The organism is Sphingomonas lacunae (assembly GCF_012979535.1).
Classification (GTDB): Bacteria; Pseudomonadota; Alphaproteobacteria; order Sphingomonadales; family Sphingomonadaceae; genus Sphingopyxis; species Sphingopyxis lacunae.
This window is the reverse complement of record NZ_CP053015.1, coordinates 329909-349399: the sequence shown is the minus strand read 5'-3', so window position 1 is coordinate 349399 and position 19491 is coordinate 329909. Positions and strand designations below refer to the sequence as shown.

At 63.8% G+C, this 19491-nt stretch carries 20 protein-coding genes and 1 tRNA gene; 6 read left to right on the top strand and 15 right to left on the bottom strand.

Annotated elements, in window-relative coordinates; all coding sequences use genetic code 11:
* Positions 1 to 12 precede the first annotated feature (12 nt).
* The 12 genes from GV829_RS01550 to hisG all read right to left on the bottom strand — a co-directional run bounded on the left by GV829_RS01550 (position 13) and on the right by hisG (position 10492).
* A tRNA-Phe gene (locus GV829_RS01550) sits at positions 13 to 87 on the bottom strand.
* Between the two features lie 115 nt (positions 88 to 202).
* Positions 203 to 418 (bottom strand): DNA gyrase inhibitor YacG, encoded by a 216-nt coding sequence (locus GV829_RS01545; RefSeq protein WP_169943503.1) that lies wholly within the window; start codon positions 416 to 418, stop codon positions 203 to 205.
* Entirely contained in the window at positions 408 to 1406 is a 999-nt protein-coding gene (locus tag GV829_RS01540) for an Rne/Rng family ribonuclease (RefSeq protein ID WP_169943502.1), read from the bottom strand. Before GV829_RS01540 ends, GV829_RS01545 begins: the two co-directional genes overlap by 11 nt.
* On the bottom strand, positions 1399 to 1977 hold the full coding sequence (locus GV829_RS01535) for a Maf family protein (protein WP_169943501.1): 579 nt from the start codon (positions 1975 to 1977) through the stop codon (positions 1399 to 1401). The genes GV829_RS01540 and GV829_RS01535 overlap by 8 nt, the downstream gene beginning before the upstream one ends.
* Before the next feature lie 17 nt (positions 1978 to 1994).
* Positions 1995 to 2213, bottom strand: coding sequence for a translation initiation factor IF-1 (gene infA, locus GV829_RS01530; protein WP_169943500.1), 219 nt, complete (start codon positions 2211 to 2213; stop codon positions 1995 to 1997).
* A 113-nt stretch (positions 2214 to 2326) separates the two neighbouring features.
* Positions 2327 to 3214, bottom strand: coding sequence for a lysine-specific demethylase (locus GV829_RS01525; protein WP_246202950.1), 888 nt, complete (start codon positions 3212 to 3214; stop codon positions 2327 to 2329).
* Positions 3211 to 4521 carry a GNAT family N-acetyltransferase gene (locus GV829_RS01520; RefSeq protein ID WP_169943499.1) on the bottom strand — a complete coding sequence of 437 codons (1311 nt, stop codon included), beginning with the start codon at positions 4519 to 4521 and terminating at the stop codon, positions 3211 to 3213. The genes GV829_RS01525 and GV829_RS01520 overlap by 4 nt, the downstream gene beginning before the upstream one ends.
* Positions 4522 to 4687: 166 nt before the next feature.
* Positions 4688 to 6805, bottom strand: a complete 2118-nt coding sequence (locus GV829_RS01515) for a sodium-translocating pyrophosphatase (RefSeq protein WP_169943498.1) — start codon at positions 6803 to 6805, stop codon at positions 4688 to 4690.
* A gap of 214 nt (positions 6806 to 7019) precedes the next feature.
* On the bottom strand, positions 7020 to 7976 hold the full coding sequence (thiL, locus tag GV829_RS01510) for a thiamine-phosphate kinase (RefSeq protein ID WP_169943497.1): 957 nt from the start codon (positions 7974 to 7976) through the stop codon (positions 7020 to 7022).
* A 46-nt stretch (positions 7977 to 8022) separates the two neighbouring features.
* Positions 8023 to 8505: a transcription antitermination factor NusB gene (nusB, locus tag GV829_RS01505; protein ID WP_169943496.1), complete on the bottom strand. Its 483-nt coding sequence runs from the start codon at positions 8503 to 8505 to the stop codon at positions 8023 to 8025.
* A gap of 47 nt (positions 8506 to 8552) precedes the next feature.
* Positions 8553 to 9845 carry a histidinol dehydrogenase gene (hisD, locus tag GV829_RS01500; protein WP_169943495.1) on the bottom strand — a complete coding sequence of 431 codons (1293 nt, stop codon included), beginning with the start codon at positions 9843 to 9845 and terminating at the stop codon, positions 8553 to 8555.
* Entirely contained in the window at positions 9842 to 10492 is a 651-nt protein-coding gene (gene hisG / locus GV829_RS01495) for an ATP phosphoribosyltransferase (protein WP_169943494.1), read from the bottom strand. The genes hisD and hisG overlap by 4 nt, the downstream gene beginning before the upstream one ends.
* A 39-nt stretch (positions 10493 to 10531) precedes the next feature.
* Between hisG and GV829_RS01490 the strand changes: the two genes are divergently transcribed.
* A complete protein-coding gene (locus GV829_RS01490; protein WP_169943493.1) occupies positions 10532 to 11608 on the top strand; it encodes a DUF2332 domain-containing protein in 1077 nt (358 codons plus the stop codon).
* A gap of 27 nt (positions 11609 to 11635) precedes the next feature.
* Here the strand turns inward: GV829_RS01490 and GV829_RS01485 are convergent, their stop codons facing one another.
* Genes GV829_RS01485 through GV829_RS01475 form a run of 3 tightly spaced genes read right to left on the bottom strand, consistent with a single transcriptional unit; the run spans position 11636 to position 13289 of the window.
* Positions 11636 to 12559: an alpha/beta fold hydrolase gene (locus GV829_RS01485; protein WP_169943492.1), complete on the bottom strand. Its 924-nt coding sequence runs from the start codon at positions 12557 to 12559 to the stop codon at positions 11636 to 11638.
* 14 nt (positions 12560 to 12573) lie between these two features.
* Positions 12574 to 13041: an NUDIX hydrolase gene (locus GV829_RS01480; RefSeq protein ID WP_169943491.1), complete on the bottom strand. Its 468-nt coding sequence runs from the start codon at positions 13039 to 13041 to the stop codon at positions 12574 to 12576.
* Positions 13041 to 13289 carry a BolA family protein gene (locus tag GV829_RS01475; RefSeq protein ID WP_169947814.1) on the bottom strand — a complete coding sequence of 83 codons (249 nt, stop codon included), beginning with the start codon at positions 13287 to 13289 and terminating at the stop codon, positions 13041 to 13043. Before GV829_RS01475 ends, GV829_RS01480 begins: the two co-directional genes overlap by 1 nt.
* A gap of 192 nt (positions 13290 to 13481) precedes the next feature.
* Between GV829_RS01475 and GV829_RS01470 the strand changes: the two genes are divergently transcribed.
* From GV829_RS01470 to cobT, 5 genes are all read left to right on the top strand, one after another.
* Positions 13482 to 13994 carry a J domain-containing protein gene (locus tag GV829_RS01470; RefSeq protein ID WP_246202948.1) on the top strand — a complete coding sequence of 171 codons (513 nt, stop codon included), beginning with the start codon at positions 13482 to 13484 and terminating at the stop codon, positions 13992 to 13994.
* A gap of 78 nt (positions 13995 to 14072) precedes the next feature.
* Positions 14073 to 15080 (top strand): cobaltochelatase subunit CobS, encoded by a 1008-nt coding sequence (gene cobS, locus GV829_RS01465; protein ID WP_169943489.1) that lies wholly within the window; start codon positions 14073 to 14075, stop codon positions 15078 to 15080.
* A gap of 104 nt (positions 15081 to 15184) precedes the next feature.
* Positions 15185 to 16897: a hypothetical protein gene (locus GV829_RS01460; protein WP_169943488.1), complete on the top strand. Its 1713-nt coding sequence runs from the start codon at positions 15185 to 15187 to the stop codon at positions 16895 to 16897.
* 24 nt (positions 16898 to 16921) lie between these two features.
* A complete protein-coding gene (locus tag GV829_RS01455; protein WP_169943487.1) occupies positions 16922 to 17584 on the top strand; it encodes a hypothetical protein in 663 nt (220 codons plus the stop codon).
* A gap of 48 nt (positions 17585 to 17632) precedes the next feature.
* A complete protein-coding gene (gene cobT / locus GV829_RS01450; RefSeq protein ID WP_169943486.1) occupies positions 17633 to 19459 on the top strand; it encodes a cobaltochelatase subunit CobT in 1827 nt (608 codons plus the stop codon).
* The last annotated feature ends 32 nt before the right edge of the window (positions 19460 to 19491 follow it).

Below are 19491 nucleotides of genomic sequence, written 5' to 3'. Positions count from 1 at the left end.
CTTTTGGAAAAGTGGTGCCCGGGGGCGGATTTGAACCACCGACACGCGGATTTTCAATCCGCTGCTCTACCCCTGAGCTACCCGGGCCCATGCGTCCGGCGCCGCGCGCCTTGACGTTGGAGCAGCGCCTATAGTGGGGGCTTGGCGGGCCTGTCCAGCCCCAAAATGCCGCCGGCGGGATTCTCTTTTGGTTGCGCCTAGCCTAGCCGTCGTCGCGGGCTTCGCCAAAGCCGCCCGGCGCGTCGTCGCCTTCATCGGCGCCGGGCGTCACGGGAATGCGATAATCCTCGTCAAACCAGTTGTGGAGGTCACGGTCGCGGCATCCGCGCGAGCAGAAGGGACGGAAATCATGGTTTGCCGGCTTGCCGCACAGCGGGCAGGGGCGGGAGGAAACCGTGGATGGCGAGTCAGCAGACATGGGCGGCAGCGATGGCGCGATCCGCCTCAGCGCGCAAGTGCACAGTCGCTCCGCTCTCCCGCGCCAGCCGCTCGGCCAGATCGCTGCGCGCTTCCAGCCAGCGCACCACCGCCGGATGCGCCGCCAGCGTCAGTGGCTGACCGGGCCGTGCAGCTCCTTGCCGCGCGGCTGCACGCAACAGGGTGAGGGCGGCGCTTTCCACCGGCTGAAACTGCCAGCGCTCGGCCATGCTTGGTCCGGTGCGCGGCCTGATGACTTGCAGCAAGCCATAGCCATTGACCGCGGTGCGCTCGAATGGCGGCGGCATGGCCGCGTCAAACGCCTCGGCCACCGCCACCCGCTGGCCCTTGTCAGCCAGTGTCGGCAGGTCGATGACAATGGATCCGCCAATACCCAGTGCCCGGATGGCGCGCGCCATCGCGGTTATGCCAACCCGCGCAAGGTCGCTGGGCGGCAGCTCCCCATCGACATCGAACACCGTCATCGCCGGGGTCAGGGTCATGCGCAGCAATCCGCCGGAAAAGGCGATGTGGCCGCTTGTTGCTGCCTCGATCCACTCGCTCCATCCCGCTTGTTCGAGCGCATCGGGCTGATGCGGCGCGACCAGGCAAACGGGAGTGCCGCTGGCGCTGATCCGGTCAAGCAGGGAAGGCGCCGGCATGGGCCGGGCTCCCGCTTCGGCAGGCCGCGCCATCGCGCGTTTGACAATGTCCGCCTCCGCCACGGCGCTGCGTGTCACTTCGACCAGCAGGGTTGCCCCATCGCTCAGGCCTGGCGGCAAGCTCCGCAGCATCGCCTCTTCGCCCGAGGGCAGGGTGACACTGCGCCATGCGCCGCTGCCCTCGCGCGGATTGAGGCGGGCATGAAGCCGCTCGCCCGGCTGCACCCCATCGCTGTCGCGTTCGACATGCAATTCGACGATGCGCCCATCCTCGACCAGAGCGGCCCGGCGTTCGCCGATGCCATCCTCATAGAGCCACTCAGCCAAGCTCCACCCCGGCGGACAGGAGCAGGGCCCGGGTTTCAAACAGGGGCAGGCCGACGATGCCCGAATAGCTGCCGCTCATCCAGCGGACAAAGGCGCCCGCCGGCCCCTGGATGGCATAGCCGCCCGCCTTGCCGATACCGTCGCCAGTGGTGGCATAGGTGGTGATGGTGGCGGCATCGAGCGGGGCAAAGGCAACGATGCTTTCGGACAGGCGCGTGCGGATATGGCCTGTGTCGTCCTTGAGCGCGATGGCGCTGAGCACGCGGTGCCTGCGTCCGGCCAGCAATTTCAGGCAGTGTGCGACCTCGGCAGTGTCAGCGGCGCGCGGCAGAATGCGACGACCGGCGGCCACCACCGTGTCCCCTGCCAGCGCGATCTCGCCGGTCGCCAGCGGCACGGCCTCTGCCTTCTCGCTCGCCATGCGCAACGCATAAGCGCGGGGGGCCTCGCCCTTGCGCGGCGTCTCGTCAATGTCGGGGGCCGCAATGCGATGCGGCGTCACTCCCAGTTGCGCCAGCAGGTCGCGGCGGCGCGGGGAGGTGGAAGCAAGGACCAAAAGCGGCGCAGCCATGGCGGGGCCGCCAGCCCTCACTTGAAGCGATAGGTGATGCGACCCTTGGTCAGGTCATAGGGCGTCAGTTCGACCTGCACTTCGTCCCCCACCAGCACACGGATGCGGTTCTTGCGCATCTTGCCGGCGGTGTGGCCCAGGATTTCATGGCCATTTTCGAGCTTTACGCGGAACATGGCATTGGGCAGCAGTTCGACCACCTGCCCACGCATTTCGAGAAGTTCTTCCTTCGCCATTCGGCCTCGTCTTGGTTGCGCGGCCGAACGCTCTCCGTCTGGCCGCTGGCATCAATCAGCGGGGCGCATAGCGCCAAAACAGAGCAATGGAAAGGCAAATGCGGCTGGCGGCCTCAGCGCACCAGGCCCGCCTTGCGCGCTGCACGCCAGGCATAGGCCTTGGCTGCTGAACTGTCCGGCCAGCGCGGCGGCATGGCGGGAGACAGGCCGATCCTGCGCAACAGCGAATTGAACGCATGGGCTTCGGATTCCCGATAGCTCCATTCCGATCGCCAAGTGATTGACAGGGAAATCGACGGGTTCGGGCCGACGCGCACGAAATGCGGTGCCATCACCGGCATAAGCACCGCCCGGCCGGGCGGCAGGTCAGCCACATATTCCTGACCGGCAAAGCTTTCGTCCCATGGCAATCCGCGATGGCTGCCCGTATGATAGCGCTCATGCTGCTCCTGCGAGGCAAAACGCAGGTCACCCGCCGGGAAGGCATGCATGGTCTTGCTGCCTTGCAATTGCAGCAGGATGTTGTGTTCGGGATCGAAATGATAGGGCGTCACCGAATTGGGGCTGGAAACAAAGACGAACCCCTGTAGCGTCAGCATTTCGCCGGTGCGCGGCTGCACCACCTCGCGCAATTCGCCGAGCAAATCGCGCAGCAACGCGTCATAGGCCGGCATTTGCTCGATATTCTTGAGCACGCACCAGCTCTGGTTCGCGGCGATTGTGCGGATGGTGTCGCCGATCGTGAGCCCATTCTTCGGCGCTTCGTCGGGCAGGGTGCCGACAGGCAGGTCGGACCGGTTATATTCGACGCTGCTGTCCGGCAGCGCCTCTCCCAATGTGGCGAGGGCTTCCAGCGTCAGCAGCGGGTGTTCACCCAGACCGTGCGAGAATGTTGTCACCTGGTTGGGGTAGGCCGCGGCAAAGGCTGTGCGGGCATCGTCATCAAAATGGGCGACCGGACGGTCCATGGCAAATTCCGTCGGGGACAGTGGTGCAGTCATTTGTCTTCATCCTTTACTGATCCGGCGGGGGCTGGTCCGGGCTGAGGGTCAGATCGGGGGGTAGGCTTTTTCAAGGCGGGCGGGTTGAACCGCTTGGCGATATGCCAAAGCCGTTTCGCGCCCTGTGCGAGGGTAAAGGTCAGCCGGTTGCCATGGCCGGGCAGAGGCAGCGCCACCGAAACAATCGACCGCCGTTCGCGCCACAGGCTGTCAATCATCGGATGGTCCTGCGCGGCACAGCTGTCGATCCAGTCCAGCTGCCGCTGGTTGAGGATGGACAGGCTTTCGCGCTGCAACAAAACGCCGGGGGAGAAGCGCGCATAATCCTCGTCAAAGGCGGTCTTGAACGAAAAGCCGGCCTGGCCGCTCAACAGGGTGATGAGCACCGCGATCGCGCGCCCGTCCAGCCGCAGCGCCGTCATTTCCAGCTGCCCGGCCGCATGGGCTGCGGCCATGGTCGCGCGAAAGAAGGCGGCCGTGTCGGCATGGCTCAGCAGGGCCGATTCATTGGCGCCTTTCCAGCCGCCTGCTTCCAGGGTCAGAAACTCGTCGATCCAATGCTCGACCGGTTGGCCGTCGGCGGCTGTCAATTGATCGGTGGTGACTTGGCCCAGTTCGTTCAGTCGCGCCCATTGGCGGCGCAATTCCTTGCGCTTCTTGGCGCGAACCGACTCGTCCCAATAGGCTTCGGGGTCCATGCGCGTGGCCAGCATCGCCCGCTTTATCGATGCCTCAACCGAAAGAGGCAGATCCATCCGGTGACAGGCTTCTGCCAGCCCCTGATATAATGGTCCGTCTTCGGGCAAGCCGTCACAGCAGAGCAGGGGGGCGGCACAGGGGCCATTGGCAAGCGATGACAGCAGGCGCGACCAAAAGGCGGTGGCCTGATCCTGTGCGACCAACATGCTGCTCAGAAAGCTGTTGGGATGGGTCCAGCCCAGCGCCACGCGCACGGGCACCCGGCCAAAGGCTTTGCCCATCTGCATGGGGGCGACGCCGATCAATGTGCCACCTGCGTCACGGACGAATGCGACTGTCGCGTCTGCGCCCTCATTGCAATGGGTCAGGCCGGCCCGCACCATCCAGGGTTCGGCAAAGACATTGGCCTCTGCGGCCCGCCCCGCCAGGGCCTGCCACTCGCTCCATTGCGCGGCGGACAAAGAGGTATGGCTGAGCCATTCGACAGCCTGCGCGTGGTCAGGGCTGCCTTCCTTTGTTCGGCTGCTCAGCTTGGCAGACAGTCCATGCCTTGCCCCCTGTCCATCGGCAGCGATGCCGCCGGTCATGCTGATTGCCTCATGCTTCATGACCCGCCGCATAACAGGGAGGCATGAACAAAGCGTTCTTTGCTGCCATTTTGGCAGCAAGGCGCCGGGATCGGGGAAACGGTCGTGATGGACCAAAGCAAAGCCCCCGCCGGATCGCTCCGGCGGGGGCCTGTTTCCGGCAAGCCGGATGCTCAGTGACCCAAGGTCACATCGCCATATGAGCCATCGCCGCGAGCAGCAGGATGGCGACAATGTTGGTGATCTTGATCATCGGGTTGACCGCCGGGCCAGCGGTATCCTTGTAAGGATCCCCGACCGTATCGCCGGTCACAGCAGCCTTGTGGGCTTCACTGCCCTTGCCGCCATGATTGCCGTCTTCGATATATTTCTTGGCATTGTCCCATGCGCCGCCGCCCGATGTCATCGAGAGGGCGACGAACAGGCCGCTGACAATCACGCCGAGCAACAGCGCGCCGAGGGCGGCAAAGCCTTCAGCCTGGCCGGCAACCCAGCTGATCACGAAATAAACGGCAATCGGTGCCAGCACCGGCAACAGCGACGGGATGATCATTTCCTTGATCGCCGCCTTGGTCACCAGGTCAACGGTGCGGGCATAGTTCGGCTTGGACGTGCCGGCCATGATGCCCTTGTCGTTGGCGAACTGGTCGCGAACGTCCTTGACCACTTCACCGGCCGCGCGGCCGACAGCGGTCATGCCCATCGCACCGAACAGGTACGGGAGCAGGGCGCCAAGCAGCAGGCCGACGATGACATAGGGGTTTTCAAGGCTGAAGTTGACTTCCAGATCGGGGAAGAACAGCCTCAGGTCGGTTGTGTAGGCCGCAAACAGCACCAAAGCTGCCAGACCTGCCGAACCGATGGCATAGCCCTTGGTCACGGCCTTGGTCGTGTTGCCCACCGCGTCGAGCGCGTCGGTCTTTTCACGGACACTGTCGTCCAGACCCGCCATTTCGGCAATGCCGCCGGCATTGTCGGTGACCGGGCCATAGGCGTCGAGCGCGACGACCATCCCTGCCAAGGCGAGCATCGATGTTGCCGCAAAGGCAATGCCGATCAGGCCCGCCAGCTGGTAGGTGACGATGATGCCGATGACGATCACGATTGTCGGCAGCGCCGTTGCCTCAAGGCTGATGGCAAGACCCTGGATCACGTTCGTGCCATGGCCGGTTTCCGAAGCCTTGGCGATCGAGCGGACCGGACGGAAGTTTGTGCCGGTATAATATTCGGTGATCCAGACAATCACACCGGTGATGACCAGACCGATCATCATGCACCAGAACAGGGCCATGCCCGTGAAGCCGCCGCTGCCGTCAAGATCGGCCCCGATGGTGGCATTCATGTCACCCAGCGCATAGCCGGTCGCCCACCAGATGGCCGGGATCGACAGGATGGCGGTGACCAGAAAGCCCTTGTACATCGCACCCATGATGTTGGTGCCGCCACCCAGACGCACGGCATAGGTGCCGATGATCGAGGTGAGGATGCAGACGCCGCCGATCAGCAGCGGCAAAGCCATCAGGTTCATCAACAGGCCGCCTGCCGACGCACCGACCAGCAGTGCGATCAGCACCATGGTCGCGCCAACGGTGACGACATAGGTTTCGAACAGGTCGGCTGCCATGCCGGCGCAGTCGCCGACATTGTCACCGACATTGTCGGCGATAACAGCCGGGTTGCGGGGATCGTCTTCGGGGATGCCGGCCTCGACCTTGCCGACCAAGTCGGCGCCGACGTCGGCAGCCTTGGTGAAGATGCCACCACCCAGACGGGCAAAGATGGAGATGAGCGACGCACCGAACGCAAGCGCCACCAGACCGTCAACGACAATGCGGTCGTTCGGCTGGTTGCCGGCGATTTCGGTGAGGTACCAGAAGAATCCGGCAATCGCGAGCAGCGCCAGACCGGCGACGAGCATGCCGGTGATCGCACCTGCACGGAACGCCATGGTCAGGCCTGATTGCAGGCCCGTTTGCGCGGCGGCTGCGGTGCGGACGTTGGCGCGCACCGAAATGTTCATGCCGACATAACCGGCGACGCCTGAAAGCACCGCGCCGATGATGAAGCCGACCGCGGAGGTCAGGCCCAAGGTGACGCCGACGATGACGGCAACCACGACGCCGACGATGGCGATGGTGCGATATTGCCGGCCAAGATAGGCTTGCGCGCCTTCCTGGATGGCGGCGGCGATTTCTTGCATTTTTTCATTGCCGGCCGAGGCGCGAAGCACCTGTTGGCTGGTAATCACGCCATAGACAACGGCCAACAGGCCAAAGGCTATGGCTATCAGACTGATTGATAGCATGGGACCCAATATCCTCCCGTTTGAAATGCTCTCTTGCCGGGAAATCGCGAGTTTGCCCCTGCCTTAAGTGGCGCATTCAACCCGCAATTCTTCCCTCCCCGCGTGGATGCATCGGTCGGAGAGGCTAAGGGGAGAAAATCGAAAGGGCAAGCAAAAGGACTGGTCGTTAACCAAGTCGATAAAATAGCTTTAATTCAGCCGTTTGATCTATTTTTCAGCCATGTTCAAAGCCCAGTCGGGCCGGTAATGGCACCGCCCCGCCCCGCCAGCTTAGGGCAAAGCCCCTATCAGCGGTGCAACAGCCAATGCGTCGCGCATTCCCGCCATGGCGTGATGAGGCGGCTTCAATCGCTTGACGCCGGTCCGGCGCTGCCGTGAACAGCAACACATAATCATCGCCCGCTGTCGTCGCCTCGATCCGCGTTTCCCAACTGTCGGGCCGCACCATCATCAGCGCGTCAGACAGGGGCACAGCGTCCATCTGCACCGCCACGCCACATCCGCTGGCCTCGGCAATGCGCCGCGCGTCGATCAACAGCCCGTCGGACACATCCGCCATCGCACTGACCAGCGACGCCAGGGCTTGTCCGAGTGGCAGATTGGGTTGCGGCCGTTGATAGGCTGTCACCAATGATGCCAAGCCGCCGTCCATGCGCCCCTGCCGGATCGCCAGACCCGCCCCGGCATCGCCCAAAGGTCCGCTGACCCACAGGTCATCGCCTGCCTTCGCGCCGCTGCGCGACGGCGCGCCGCATTCCGGCGCCCGGCCAATCGCCGTTAGTCCCAGCGTCACGGGCGCTCCGGCTGGCATTGCCACCGTGTCCCCGCCAAGCAAGGGCACGTTGAATATCCGCAACGCATCGGCCAGTCCCTCGACGAACAAACTATCCCAGTCCCGATCGCGACCCAAACCATGCCCGGTCAGCACCCCCAGCGGCATCGCTCCCTTTGCGGCAAGGTCGGACATGTTCACCGCCACCAGTTTCCAGGCGACACTGTCCGCCGGGTCATCGGGCAGGAAATGGACGCCCTCAACCAGCATGTCGTGGGTCAGGACCAGCCCACCGGCCTCGACCGGCAGAACGGCGGCATCATCGGCCAGCCCGCGGGCAGCAGGATGCGTTGCGATCATGCGCAAGGCGTCGATCAGGGCGGATTCGCGTGATGTCACGCACCAGCTTTAGCCGAGCGGGAGGGAGGGGGCCACTAGGTGGACGTTACCGTCCCGCTGCTTTCGCCACCGCATCAAGCAGGCCGTTGACGAAGCCCGCTTCCTTGGGCGTGTGAAATGCCTTGGCGACATCGACATATTCGCTGATCGCGGCCGCGGCCGGCACGTCTGGGCGGGCGATCAGTTCATAGGCACCGACGCGCAGCACCGCCTTCATTGCCTTGTCGAGCCGGGCCAGACTCCAGCCGCTGCTCAGCTTGGCGGCGATTGCCTCGTCGACATCATTGAGGCGGGCGATGGTGCCACGTACCAGATCGTCAAAGAAATCGACCTCGGCATCGGCATATTCGGCGTCGGGAAATTCCTCGTCGTCGATCGTGGTGCCAAGCCGGTGTTGATGAAATTCATGGATAAGCTGGGCGACCGGGGTCGCTTCCATGTCGTGCTGGTACAATGCCTGGACCGCGCCGAGACGGGCAGCGGAGCGCGCGGTCGAGCGCGCGGCCTTGCGGGGAGGAGTCTGTGTCATGCGCGCCCCCTAGCGGCGCAGGCGGGCAGGGGCAAGGTTGCGCGGGTTCAGCGGTCCAGCCGCAACGCGACGCTCAGCGCATGGGCAGGCAGCCCTTCGGCCCCGGCCAGCGCCACGGCGGCGGGGCCAATGGCATCCAGCGCCCCTTCGTTGAGCTGCAAAAAACTGGTCCGTTTCATGAAATCGAGCACCGACAGGCCAGAGGCAAAGCGCGCCCGCCGTCCGGTCGGCAGCACATGGTTCGGCCCGGCGACATAGTCACCAATGGCTTCGGGGGTCATCCGGCCAAGGAAAACCGATCCGGCGTGGCGCACCTTGGCGAACAGGGCATCGGGATCATCGACCGCCAGTTCGAGATGCTCGGCCGCCAGCCGGTTGACCAGCGGCATCGCCTCGTCAAGATCGCGCACGGTGATGATGGCGCCATATGTGGCCCAGCTCTCACGCGCGGTCGCCTGGGTCGCCAGGGTCGGCAGATGCGCCTCCACCGCCGCTGCCACCGCATCGGCAAAGCCGGTGTCATCGGTGAACAGGATCGACTGGCTCGTCGGGTCATGCTCGGCCTGGCTGAGCAGGTCGGCGGCGATCAGCGCCGGGTCATTCTGTGCATCGGCGACAACGACAATCTCGCTTGGCCCGGCTACCATGTCGATGCCGACGACGCCATAAAGCTGCCGCTTGGCCTCTGCCACCCAGGCATTGCCTGGCCCGGTGATGACATCGACCGGCTGGATGCGGCCGGTGCCATAGGCGAGCGCCGCGACCGCCTGTGCTCCGCCGACCCGCCAGATTTCATCAACCCCGGCAATATGCGCTGCGGCCAGCACCAGCGGATTGACCGAGCCGCCGGGCGTCGGTGTAACCATCACCAACCGATCGACGCCAGCGACCTTGGCCGGAATGGCGTTCATCAGCACGGAGGAGGGATAGGCTGCGCGGCCACCGGGAACATAGACACCCGCTGCCTCGACCGCGCTCCAACGGCTGCCCAGTCGTGCCCCGGTCGCGTCGATGCTGTCCTTGTCCTCGGGTTTCTGGCTGGCGTGAAAGGCGCGGATGCGCGCCGCCGCCAGATCCAGTGCCTCGCGCAATCCGGGCTCCAGCGCCGCATAGGCGGCCGCACACTCTTGAAGGCCAATCGACCAGCCTTGGGCATCCAGATCAAACCGGTCAAACTTCGCGGTCAGTTCGGCCAGCGCCAAATCGCCGCGCGCGCGGACATCGGCAATGATCGCTGCCACGTCGCGCGACACACCGGCGTCACTTTCCCGCCGGTCATCAACCAGCGCATCGAAAGCCTTGGCAAAGCCGGCGTCGCCTGTGTCGAGCCGCAAGCTCATGCCGGGACTGCCACCGCTTCCCGGAACGCCTCGACCATCGCCGGAATTGCAGGGTTCAGCTTGAATGCGGCGCGGTTGACGATCAGCCTCGCTGACACGTCGCAAATCACCTCGCGCTCTTCCAGGCCATTTTCCACCAACGTCCGCCCGGTCGACACCAGATCGACAATGCATGGCGCCAGATTGAGCAGCGGCGCAATTTCCATCGCGCCATTCAGCTTGATGCATTCAGCCTGGATGCCACGGCTGGCGAACCATTGGCGGGTGATCGTCGGATATTTGGTGGCGACGCGAATGTGGCTGGCGCTCAGGTCAATTGGCGGCGCGTCCTTGGGCATGGCCAAGGACAGGCGGCACTTGCCGATGCCCAGGTCCACCGGGGCATAGAGTTCGGAAAAATTGAACTCGTCGATCACGTCCGACCCGACAATGCCGATCTGCGCCGCGCCATGGGCCACGAAAGTGGCAACATCAAAGGCGCGCACCCGGATGATCGACAGGTCCGGATTCTCGCTGGCAAAGGTCAGCGCCCGGCTCTTTGCGTCAAAGAAATCCGCCGCCGGATGCACTCCACCGGCCCGCAATATCGGCAGGGCTTCGTCGAGGATCCGTCCCTTGGGGATGGCAAAGATGAGGGAGTCTGTCATGCTGCCGCGCAGTTACGGCGGTGAAGGGGGCAATGCAAGATGAGTGAGTCGATCACATCAAGCGAAAAGCCCGCCTCCCCGGCGCGGGACGAGGCGATCCGGGCGGCCTTTCGCATGCAGGCTAGGCATTGCGTTGCCACCGGCTCGCCCCTGACCGCGCAAGTGGTCGGCACTCTGGCGGACATGCTTGACCGCTCGACCCGGACCGGAGCGCGCATTCTCGATTGGCCCGGTGATCCGATGGTCGATGCGCTCAAGCTGCGCATCGCCGGAGGGCTCAACGCGCTGGCGCGCATGGGCGGCGATGCCCAGCTCACCGCCTTCTACCGCGAAAGACAGGGGGATTGCACAGCCCTGTTGCGCCGCATCCTCTCCGACCATGACGACTGGCTGCTGCCCTGGCTCGACAATGCCCCGCAAACCAATGAGGTCGGCCGGTCCGCCGTCCTCTGGCCCGGCGTAATGGCCGTCGCTGCCCGCTTCGGGCCGCAGGTGGAGTTGCTCGAACTGGGCGCCAGCGGTGGCCTTAACCTCAATATGGACCGCTTTGGTTATGATCTTGGTGCAGCGCGGTCCGGCGATCCGGCCTCTTCCGTTCAGCTCACGCCGCATTGGTCGGGTCCGCCGCCTGTGTCGGCAGCGGTCGACGTTGTTTCCCGTGCCGGCGTTGACCTCAACCCGCTCGACATGACCGATCCGGCGACTGCCGAACGGATGCTCGCCTATATCTGGCCTGATCAGCATGATCGCGTCGCCCGTGCCGAAGGCGCCATCTCGATCGCCCAGCACTTCCCGCCGCCGGTGGACCGGGGCGACGGGGCCGAGTGGATCGAACAGCGGCTGGCTAAGCCACAAGCGGCCGGTGTCACCCGCATCCTCTATCATAGCGTCGCCCTGCAATATTTCCCTGATGAGGGTCGTGACCGGGTGCATCAAGCCATCATCGCCGCGGCTGCGCGCGCGACACCGGAACGCCCGTTCGCTTGGCTGAGCATGGAGTTTCACGATCAGATCGCGCAGGCAGAAGTTCGCCTCACCACTTGGCCCGGCGATGGCCGTCACCAACTGCTCGCCCGCTGTCATCCCCATGGTGCGCAGGTCGAGTGGCTCGGATGAGCCACACAGACCCGCTTGCTCAGCGGTTCAATGGTCGAGCGGATGCGCCACGAGCCAGCGGTCCATGGCGGCATTCACCGCGTCGGGGGCCTCCCACGGCACGAAATGGCCAGCCCCCTCGATCCGCTCCACCGTCACATCATCGATATGCCGCTCCAGCCCTTCGAGCTGGCACGGCAGCAGCGCCTCATCTTCCAGACCCCAGACGATCAGGGCCGGGATGGTGAGGCGCGGGAAAGGCGCGTCGAGGAATGGCGTCGTCTCCGCCGGCGCATCGGGCGCCGGCACCTGCAAGGGTGATGCCCGGTACCAGTTGAGCATGCCGGTCAGCGCGCCGGGCTGGCTCCACTCGTCAATATAGGCCAGCCGGTCTTCCGCCGTCATGCCCCGTGCCGACAGTTTGGCAAAGCGGTCGTCAAAGAACCATTCGACGCCCTTTGCCGCCACCTCGCCCTCAATGTCCCGCTCGCGGAATTCGCGGATATATTGCGTTGCCGCCCGCTGCCCCGCGTCGAACACCAAACTGTGTTGATAGACATAGGGGTGGGCGGCATTGCACTGGATCAGGCGGCGGATGCGCCCGCCCGGCAGGCTCGCCTGATGCCTCAGCGCGGTCGCCCAGGCGATGGCACCGCCCCAGTCGTGGCCGACCAGCGTGAACTCCCCGACGCCCAGCGCATTGGCCAGTGCCAGAACATCGGCGGTCAGTTTCGGCACCTTATATTCGGACAGGTCGGCCGGCTTGTCCGACCGGGCATAGCCGCGCTGGTCGGGCGCGATGCAGCGATAGCGGCCTGAGAGGTGGGCGATCTGGTGTCGCCATGTCCGGTGCGATTCCGGAAAACCATGCAGGAAAATCAGCACTTCGCCATCGCGCGGCCCTTCATCCACCACATCGAGGGAAACCCCGGTGGAAAGGGCAATGCGGTTCAGCGGAAAGGCGGCAGTCATCAATATCCCTCGTTTCAGGACAGGCTGGTATCGCTGGAGGGGACCAGTTCCATGGCCTCTCGCCACAGTTCGACAATATCGGGCGGATAGACACGCTCCCCGGCGGCCAGCCATTCATCCATCCCCCACCAGCGATGGCTGACCATATAGCTGCGTTCCCCGTCGGTATGGCCGTCATCATTGATCGGTCCACCCGCCACCCGCGCCACAAAATATTGCTCGACCGCGTGGACCGGTTCGCCTGCAAAGGTCAGGAAATCCGTCTCGCGATGGGCAAAAGGACCGTAAACTGGCGCGACAAAGCCGGTTTCCTCCAACAGTTCGCGCCGGGCCGCTGTCGGATAATCCTCACCCGGATCCAGCTCGCCCCCGGCGGTTGCCCAATAGGATTTGCGGTCGCCTGGCGTGAAGTGGAACAGCAACAGCCTGTCCTCATGGTCCAATACCATGATCCGGGCTGCCAACCGGTTGCGCCGCTGCATCACTCCCCCGGCGCTGTCGCGCGGATGGTGAGCGCGTGCACGCGCTCCTTCAGCAACTCCGCCAGTGCATGATTGACCAGCCGCTGCCGTGCCACCCGGTTGAGTCCTGCAAAGGCGGGACTTTCGATGGTCAGGCTGAAATGCGATTCGCCGGTGCCATTGTCACCCATGTGGCCGCTGTGCATCGCGCTGTCATTGCTGATGGAAAACCGCGCATCAGGAAAGGCGACGGCCAGCCGCTGGTTCATTTCGCTCTCAACCGGACCCACTGACCACACTCCTGTTGGTTCCGGCTTGCTGCGCCGGGCTTTTTTCTTATCTAGCCTGCGTCCGCCAGAATGAAACCGGGCACCTGCGCCTTTTTGAGAAGTGTTTTGCCCGACCGCCCCAATCCCTCCCCCCGATTCCATGGCCGCATCCCTGGTCAGCGGCCCTGCGCCGTGCCGGGCTGCGACCAGCATGGAGAGTTTCGCGCGCCGGGTGAGCGGCGCCCGGGCTTTGACGGGCCGGGCAGCTATCGCTGGATGTGTCTTGACCATGTGCGGGAATTCAATGCCGGCTACAATTTCTTCGCTGGCATGACGCCGGAGGAAATCGTTGAGGCACAGGGCCCCTATGGCGGCTGGGAACGGGAAACCCGCGCCTTCAGCGCCACCGGCGCCGACGCTCCGCCCAAATGGTCGGATTTTCGTGATCCGATGGACGCGTTGGGCGCGCGCTTCCGCAAGGTCCGCGAACAGGCGCGGGATGCCGCCGCGGGAATTAGTCGTGAAGACCGTGAGGCCTATGACGCGTTGGGCCTGTCTCCGGGCGCAGACCTCAAAACCGTGCGGCAGGCCTATTCCAACCTTGTCCGGCGTTATCACCCTGACCGCAATGGTGGGGATCGTCGCTATGAAAAGGCCTTGCAGGCCGTCATCGCTGCCTATGGCCATCTCAAGGCAAAGGTTTAGCGCGTATCTCCCCTTGCAATTCGCCGCCCGGTCGCGCATCGCGCCACTTCACGTGAACGTAAAGGGCCGACCAGTTCGATGACCGACCTTCCCACCATCCAGCCTGACAGCCGCAATTCGACGGTGCTCGCCGCACCTGACAAGACGGTGGATGTGCGCGAAACCTTTGGCATCGACATCGATATGCAGGTTCCGGCCTTTTCCCAGCGTGATGAACGGGTTCCGGATCTTGACCCGGCCTATGTGTTCGATGCCGACACCACGCTCGCCATCCTCGCCGGCTTTGCCCATAATCGGCGCGTGATGGTGCAGGGTTACCATGGCACTGGCAAATCAACCCACATCGAACAGGTCGCCGCCCGCCTCAACTGGCCGTGCATCCGTATCAACCTGGACAGCCATGTCAGCCGCATCGATCTGGTCGGTCGCGACGCCATTGTGCTGAGGGACGGGGTGCAGGTCACCGAGTTCAAGGAAGGTCTGCTTCCCTGGGCGCTGCAAACGCCGACCGCCCTCGTCTTTGACGAATATGATGCGGGCCGCCCGGACGTGATGTTCGTTATCCAGCGCGTCCTTGAAACGGACGGCAAGTTGACCCTGCTGGACCAGAATCGCGTGATACGCGCGAACCCCTGGTTCCGCCTGTTCGCCACTGCCAACACGGTTGGTCTTGGCGACACGACGGGTCTTTATCATGGCACGCAACAGATCAACCAGGGCCAGATGGACCGCTGGAACATCGTCGTTACGCTCAACTATCTGCCGGCCGAAGTTGAATCGCGTATCGTCCTTGCCAAGTCGGGCGAGTATGACGATCCTCAGGGCAAGGCGATGGTCGAAAATATGGTGAAGGTGGCCGAACTGACCCGTCATGGTTTCATTAACGGCGACATTTCCACCGTGATGAGCCCGCGCACCGTAATCAGCTGGGCCCAGAATACGACCATCTTCAAGGATGTCGGCTTTGCTTTCCGCCTTTCGTTCCTCAACAAATGTGACGAAGCGGAGCGGATGCTGGTTGCCGAATATTATCAGCGCGTGTTCGGCAAGGACTTGCCGGAAAGTGTGACTGGCAAGTCGCGATGAGGATGCGAGGCTGAGCAAATCAGCGGTTCAAGCGTAGTTACCTAAATTTTCACTATTTCCGCCTAGTCTTGCTGCATCGAGCATCAAGATGCGGATTTGCGCGCATGAACAAGACTGTTGCCATCATAGCCCTTAACCTGCTGGTTGCCGGTGCGCTCAGCGCCCGGGCAGGATATATGATCCTTTCGGGTTGTGACATCGGCGGAACCTGTCGCGGGACATCGGACCTGTTGACGTGGGGCCTCGCCATAGTTCCCGCGCTGGTCCTTTTGGTGGTGCTTGGCCTCTCTTTGCCAAAGCTGATGGCCGGCTTGTCGGTGCGCCGCGAAGAAAAGAAGCAGATGAAAGCCGAACAGGCCGAAGATGCTGCATCGGGCGCCGCAGAGACCAGCCAAAGCCAGAATCGGCTCGCCCGGGTCAAGCGTGCAGTCGCCGAAGATCTTGAGGCTGCGGAGGCTGCCGCTGATATGGAGGCCGCCAGCACAGATGCCCACATGGACGGCTATGATGCCGCCCGGATGGACATGGCGGACGAACAGCAGCCGGACGATTTTGTCCCGTCTGAGCATTATGACAGCGCCTTCGCTCGCAACAATGCTGACCTGGCGCCCTTCGATGCCGGCGATGCACAACCGGTTGATTGGCCCTCGTCTGATATTGATATGCCTGCCCCCGCCGATCCTGTTGCCTCGATCCAGGCGTTTGACGGCCTAGGTCTTGATGGCGCCGATGATGCCGCGGCGTCGGACCGTGAAGCCATTGAGCGGGAATGGCAGGCGGTCGAGGCCGAGATTGATCCCGCGCTCCATGGCTATATGGCGGAACCGCGTGGTGATGGTGAATCGCTTCAGGACATGCCGCCGGCCTACAGCATGGCCCCTGCTCCCCTCTCTGAATTGCCAGCTTACCAATCCATCGCCGATGATCTCGGACAGCATGACTTCCGCCTGACGCCGCTCACCTTTGATGCGCCTGATGCGGAATGGGACGAGGATTTGGACGGCGAAAGCGACAGCGGATTTGCTTCACTGGCCGATATGGGTGAACCGTCAGCGCCCACTTTGGACCGGGACCCCGTGTTTACCCACTTTGATCCGGCCGAAGCAGCCGCTGCCGACGAAGCGCATGGCTGGCATATTGAACCGGCGGAATCGCGTCAGGATGAAACGCTGCCGGTGCCGGACTGGGCGGTGACCGACCATGATGCGGCGGCACCGCGCGGGTCTGATGCTCAGCGCACGGTCGACATTTGGGCAAATCCTGCCTTTGACATCGATGGCGCTGAGCACAATTCGTTGCAGGCTCCCGAAGCGGCGGACCTGACGGCTCCGGTCGCCATGCAGCCGGTCAGCGATGAGCTGCCAGAGATTGAGATGCCCGGCATTGGCCGCGCTCCCGATGAATGGAACTGGCTGTTTGCCGATGGAATGCCGTTGCTGCGCACCAGCAAGGCCACGGGTTTCCCCTGGATTGCCGGCGGGATCGGTGAAGTGGCCACTGCTATCCAGTCAACTGTTGATCTGCGCGGAATTGCCAATTTTGAGGCGGAATCCGGTGCTTGGCGCCAGATTGCCGGCTCGATGGCCTATGCCGAACCGCTGGCTGTGGAGGATGCGCAGGCATTTGTCGAATGGTGCAACGCCCTTTCGGTGGATCTTGCCGCCAGCAACCAGCAGGATGCCCTGTGCCAGGCGATTGTCCAGGCAATGGCGGCGCTAAGGGGCCGCGCACGCAACGACATGGACACATCGCTGGCCTTGCCGGACGCCTTTGCCAATATCGACAGCCATGGCTTTGGCCGTAGCCTGTCAGCCTGACGACGCATAGCGCCATTCCCCCCGATGGCTTCTGTCCTCCATACCATCCAGCTGCTCGGACTTGCCGGGGTTGCCTCTTATGCCGTGGGCAGGATGGCTGTCCGCTCGGGCCTGCTGGTCTATTATCGCTATGCCATTGTCGCGACGCCGCGTGACGCGATGCCGGCCATGCCGGCCGGTTATGTTGTGCGCCCTGTCGAACCGGACGAGCTGGCACAGCATGTCATTGACGCGCCTGCCCGCCTCCAGGCCGATCGCTTTGCCCAGGGCATGACCTGTCTTGGCGCCTTCAACAAAGGGGGCGCTCTGGTCGGAGTCACCTGGCTGGCCCCTGGAGGGATGGTCGAGGATGACGTCAATGTCCGCTTTGCCGTGCCGGAAGGCTGCTGTTGGGACACCGGCCTGTGGATTGTCCCGCGTTTCCGCCTGAGCCGGGCCTTTGCCGCTTTGTGGGCCGGAACCGCCGCATGGATGGTGGAGCGCGGACTGACCCATAGCTACAGCCGCATTGCCGATTACAACATTCCCTCCATCCTTTCGCACCGGCGCATGGGGGCGATGACGCTGGGTCATCATGTCTTTTTCAAACTGGGGCGATGGCAATATAGCACGGCCACCCGCCCAAGGCTGATCCGTCATGCCAGTGATCAGGCCGCGACGCTCAGCCTGGGTCCCGTTCCCCACTGATGCGATTGGGGGCTTCACCGCTTGGCCAAGCCCCCCTATGGCAGGGGGATGGCCACCCAGACTCCGCTCGATGACTTCAAATCCGTCCTGTCCGGCACCGCTCGCGCGCTGACCGGGGAAACGGAACTGGACGTCGCATGGACCGCCGACGCGCCGCATGTCGTCGGCCACACCTTCAAGGTTTCCACGCCGCCGCGTGGTCTGCCGGCTGCCCAGGTCGCCATTGCCCGTGGTCAGGCTGATGCCATGGCGCTGCGCCTCAAGCATCACAACGTCGCGATTCATGCCCGCCATCGCCCGGCTGATGCTGTCGCCGCCGCGGTGTTTGATGCGGTCGAACAGGCGCGCATCGCCGCATTGGGTGCCCGCCGGATGGAGGGGCTGCGCGCCAACCTGACCGCCGAGGCCGAAGCCCGCCTCGCCACCGATCCGATCAGCCGCGCCACCAATGCTGCCGACGTGCCATTGTCGACGGCGGTTGAGCTGCTCGCCCGGCACCATCTCGCCGGGCTGGTTGTGCCAGAAGGCGCGGCGGTTGGCCTCGCCATGGTGAGTGACGGGATAGAGGCCAAGGCTGCGTCGGACTTTGAGGCGCTGGCCGCCCTCGTCGATGACCAGCGCGCCTTTGCCGAACAGGCGACGCGGATGCTCGAACATCTCGACCTCCTGTCCCCTGACAGCCCGCCCGAACCAAGCGAGGCTGACGAGGACGGCGAGGATCAGCAGGAACAGCCTGACGAAAACCAGCAGGGTGAGGAGGAACAATCCTCCGGCGCCTCCCAGGCCGAGGCCCGCATGGAGCGTCAGGAAGGCGAAGCCGGCGAGCAACAGGAAGGTGAGGTCGACGTCGAAGGTATGGACGGCGACGACGAGGGCGAGATGGGTGACATGGGTGACGACGCCCCGATGCCCGTCCGGCCGAACCGCCCCAATGCGGAAATCCCCAACTTCAACTATTCGGCTTTTACCGAAAAATTTGACGAAACCATCGCTGCCACCGAGCTGTGTGATGCGGAGGAACTCGCCCGCCTGCGGGGCTTCCTCGATCAACAGCTGCTGCCGCTGCAATCGGCCGTCACCCGCCTCGCCAACCGGTTGCAGCGCCGCCTGATGGCGCAACAGAACCGCGCCTGGGATTTCGATCAGGAGGATGGCATCCTCGACGCCGCCCGCCTCGCGCGGATTGTCACCAACCCGACCCTCTCGCTCTCTTACAAGGTCGAACGGGACACCGAATTCCGCGACACGGTCGTCACCCTTTTGATCGACAATTCAGGTTCGATGCGCGGCCGGCCGATCAGTATCGCAGCGATCAGTGCCGACATCCTCGCCCGCACGCTCGAACGTGTCGGGGTCAAGACCGAGATTTTGGGTTTCACCACCAAGACGTGGAAGGGCGGGCAAAGCCGCGAGGAATGGCTCGCCGCCGGCCGCCCGGCCAACCCCGGCCGCCTCAACGACATCCGCCACATCCTCTACAAACAGGCCGACGAACCCTGGCGCCGCGCCCGCAACTCGCTCGGCCTGATGATGCGCGAAGGGCTGCTCAAGGAGAATATCGACGGCGAAGCGCTGATCTGGGCGCACAACCGTCTGCTCGCCCGCCCCGAGGACCGCCGTATCCTGATGGTCATCTCCGACGGCTCGCCGGTCGATGACTCAACATTGAGCGTCAACAGCGGCGGCTATCTCGACCAGCACCTCAGGCAGGTGATCCACTGGATCGAAAACAAGAGCCCGGTCGAACTGATCGCCATCGGCATCGGCCACGACGTCACCCGCTGGTACAGCAAGGCGGTGACGATCATGGATGCCGAACAACTGGGCGGTGCGATCATTGATCAGCTTGCGGGGCTGTTCGATCTGGAGAGGTGAGGCTTCGGGTCGCCTTAATTTTGCCTGATCCA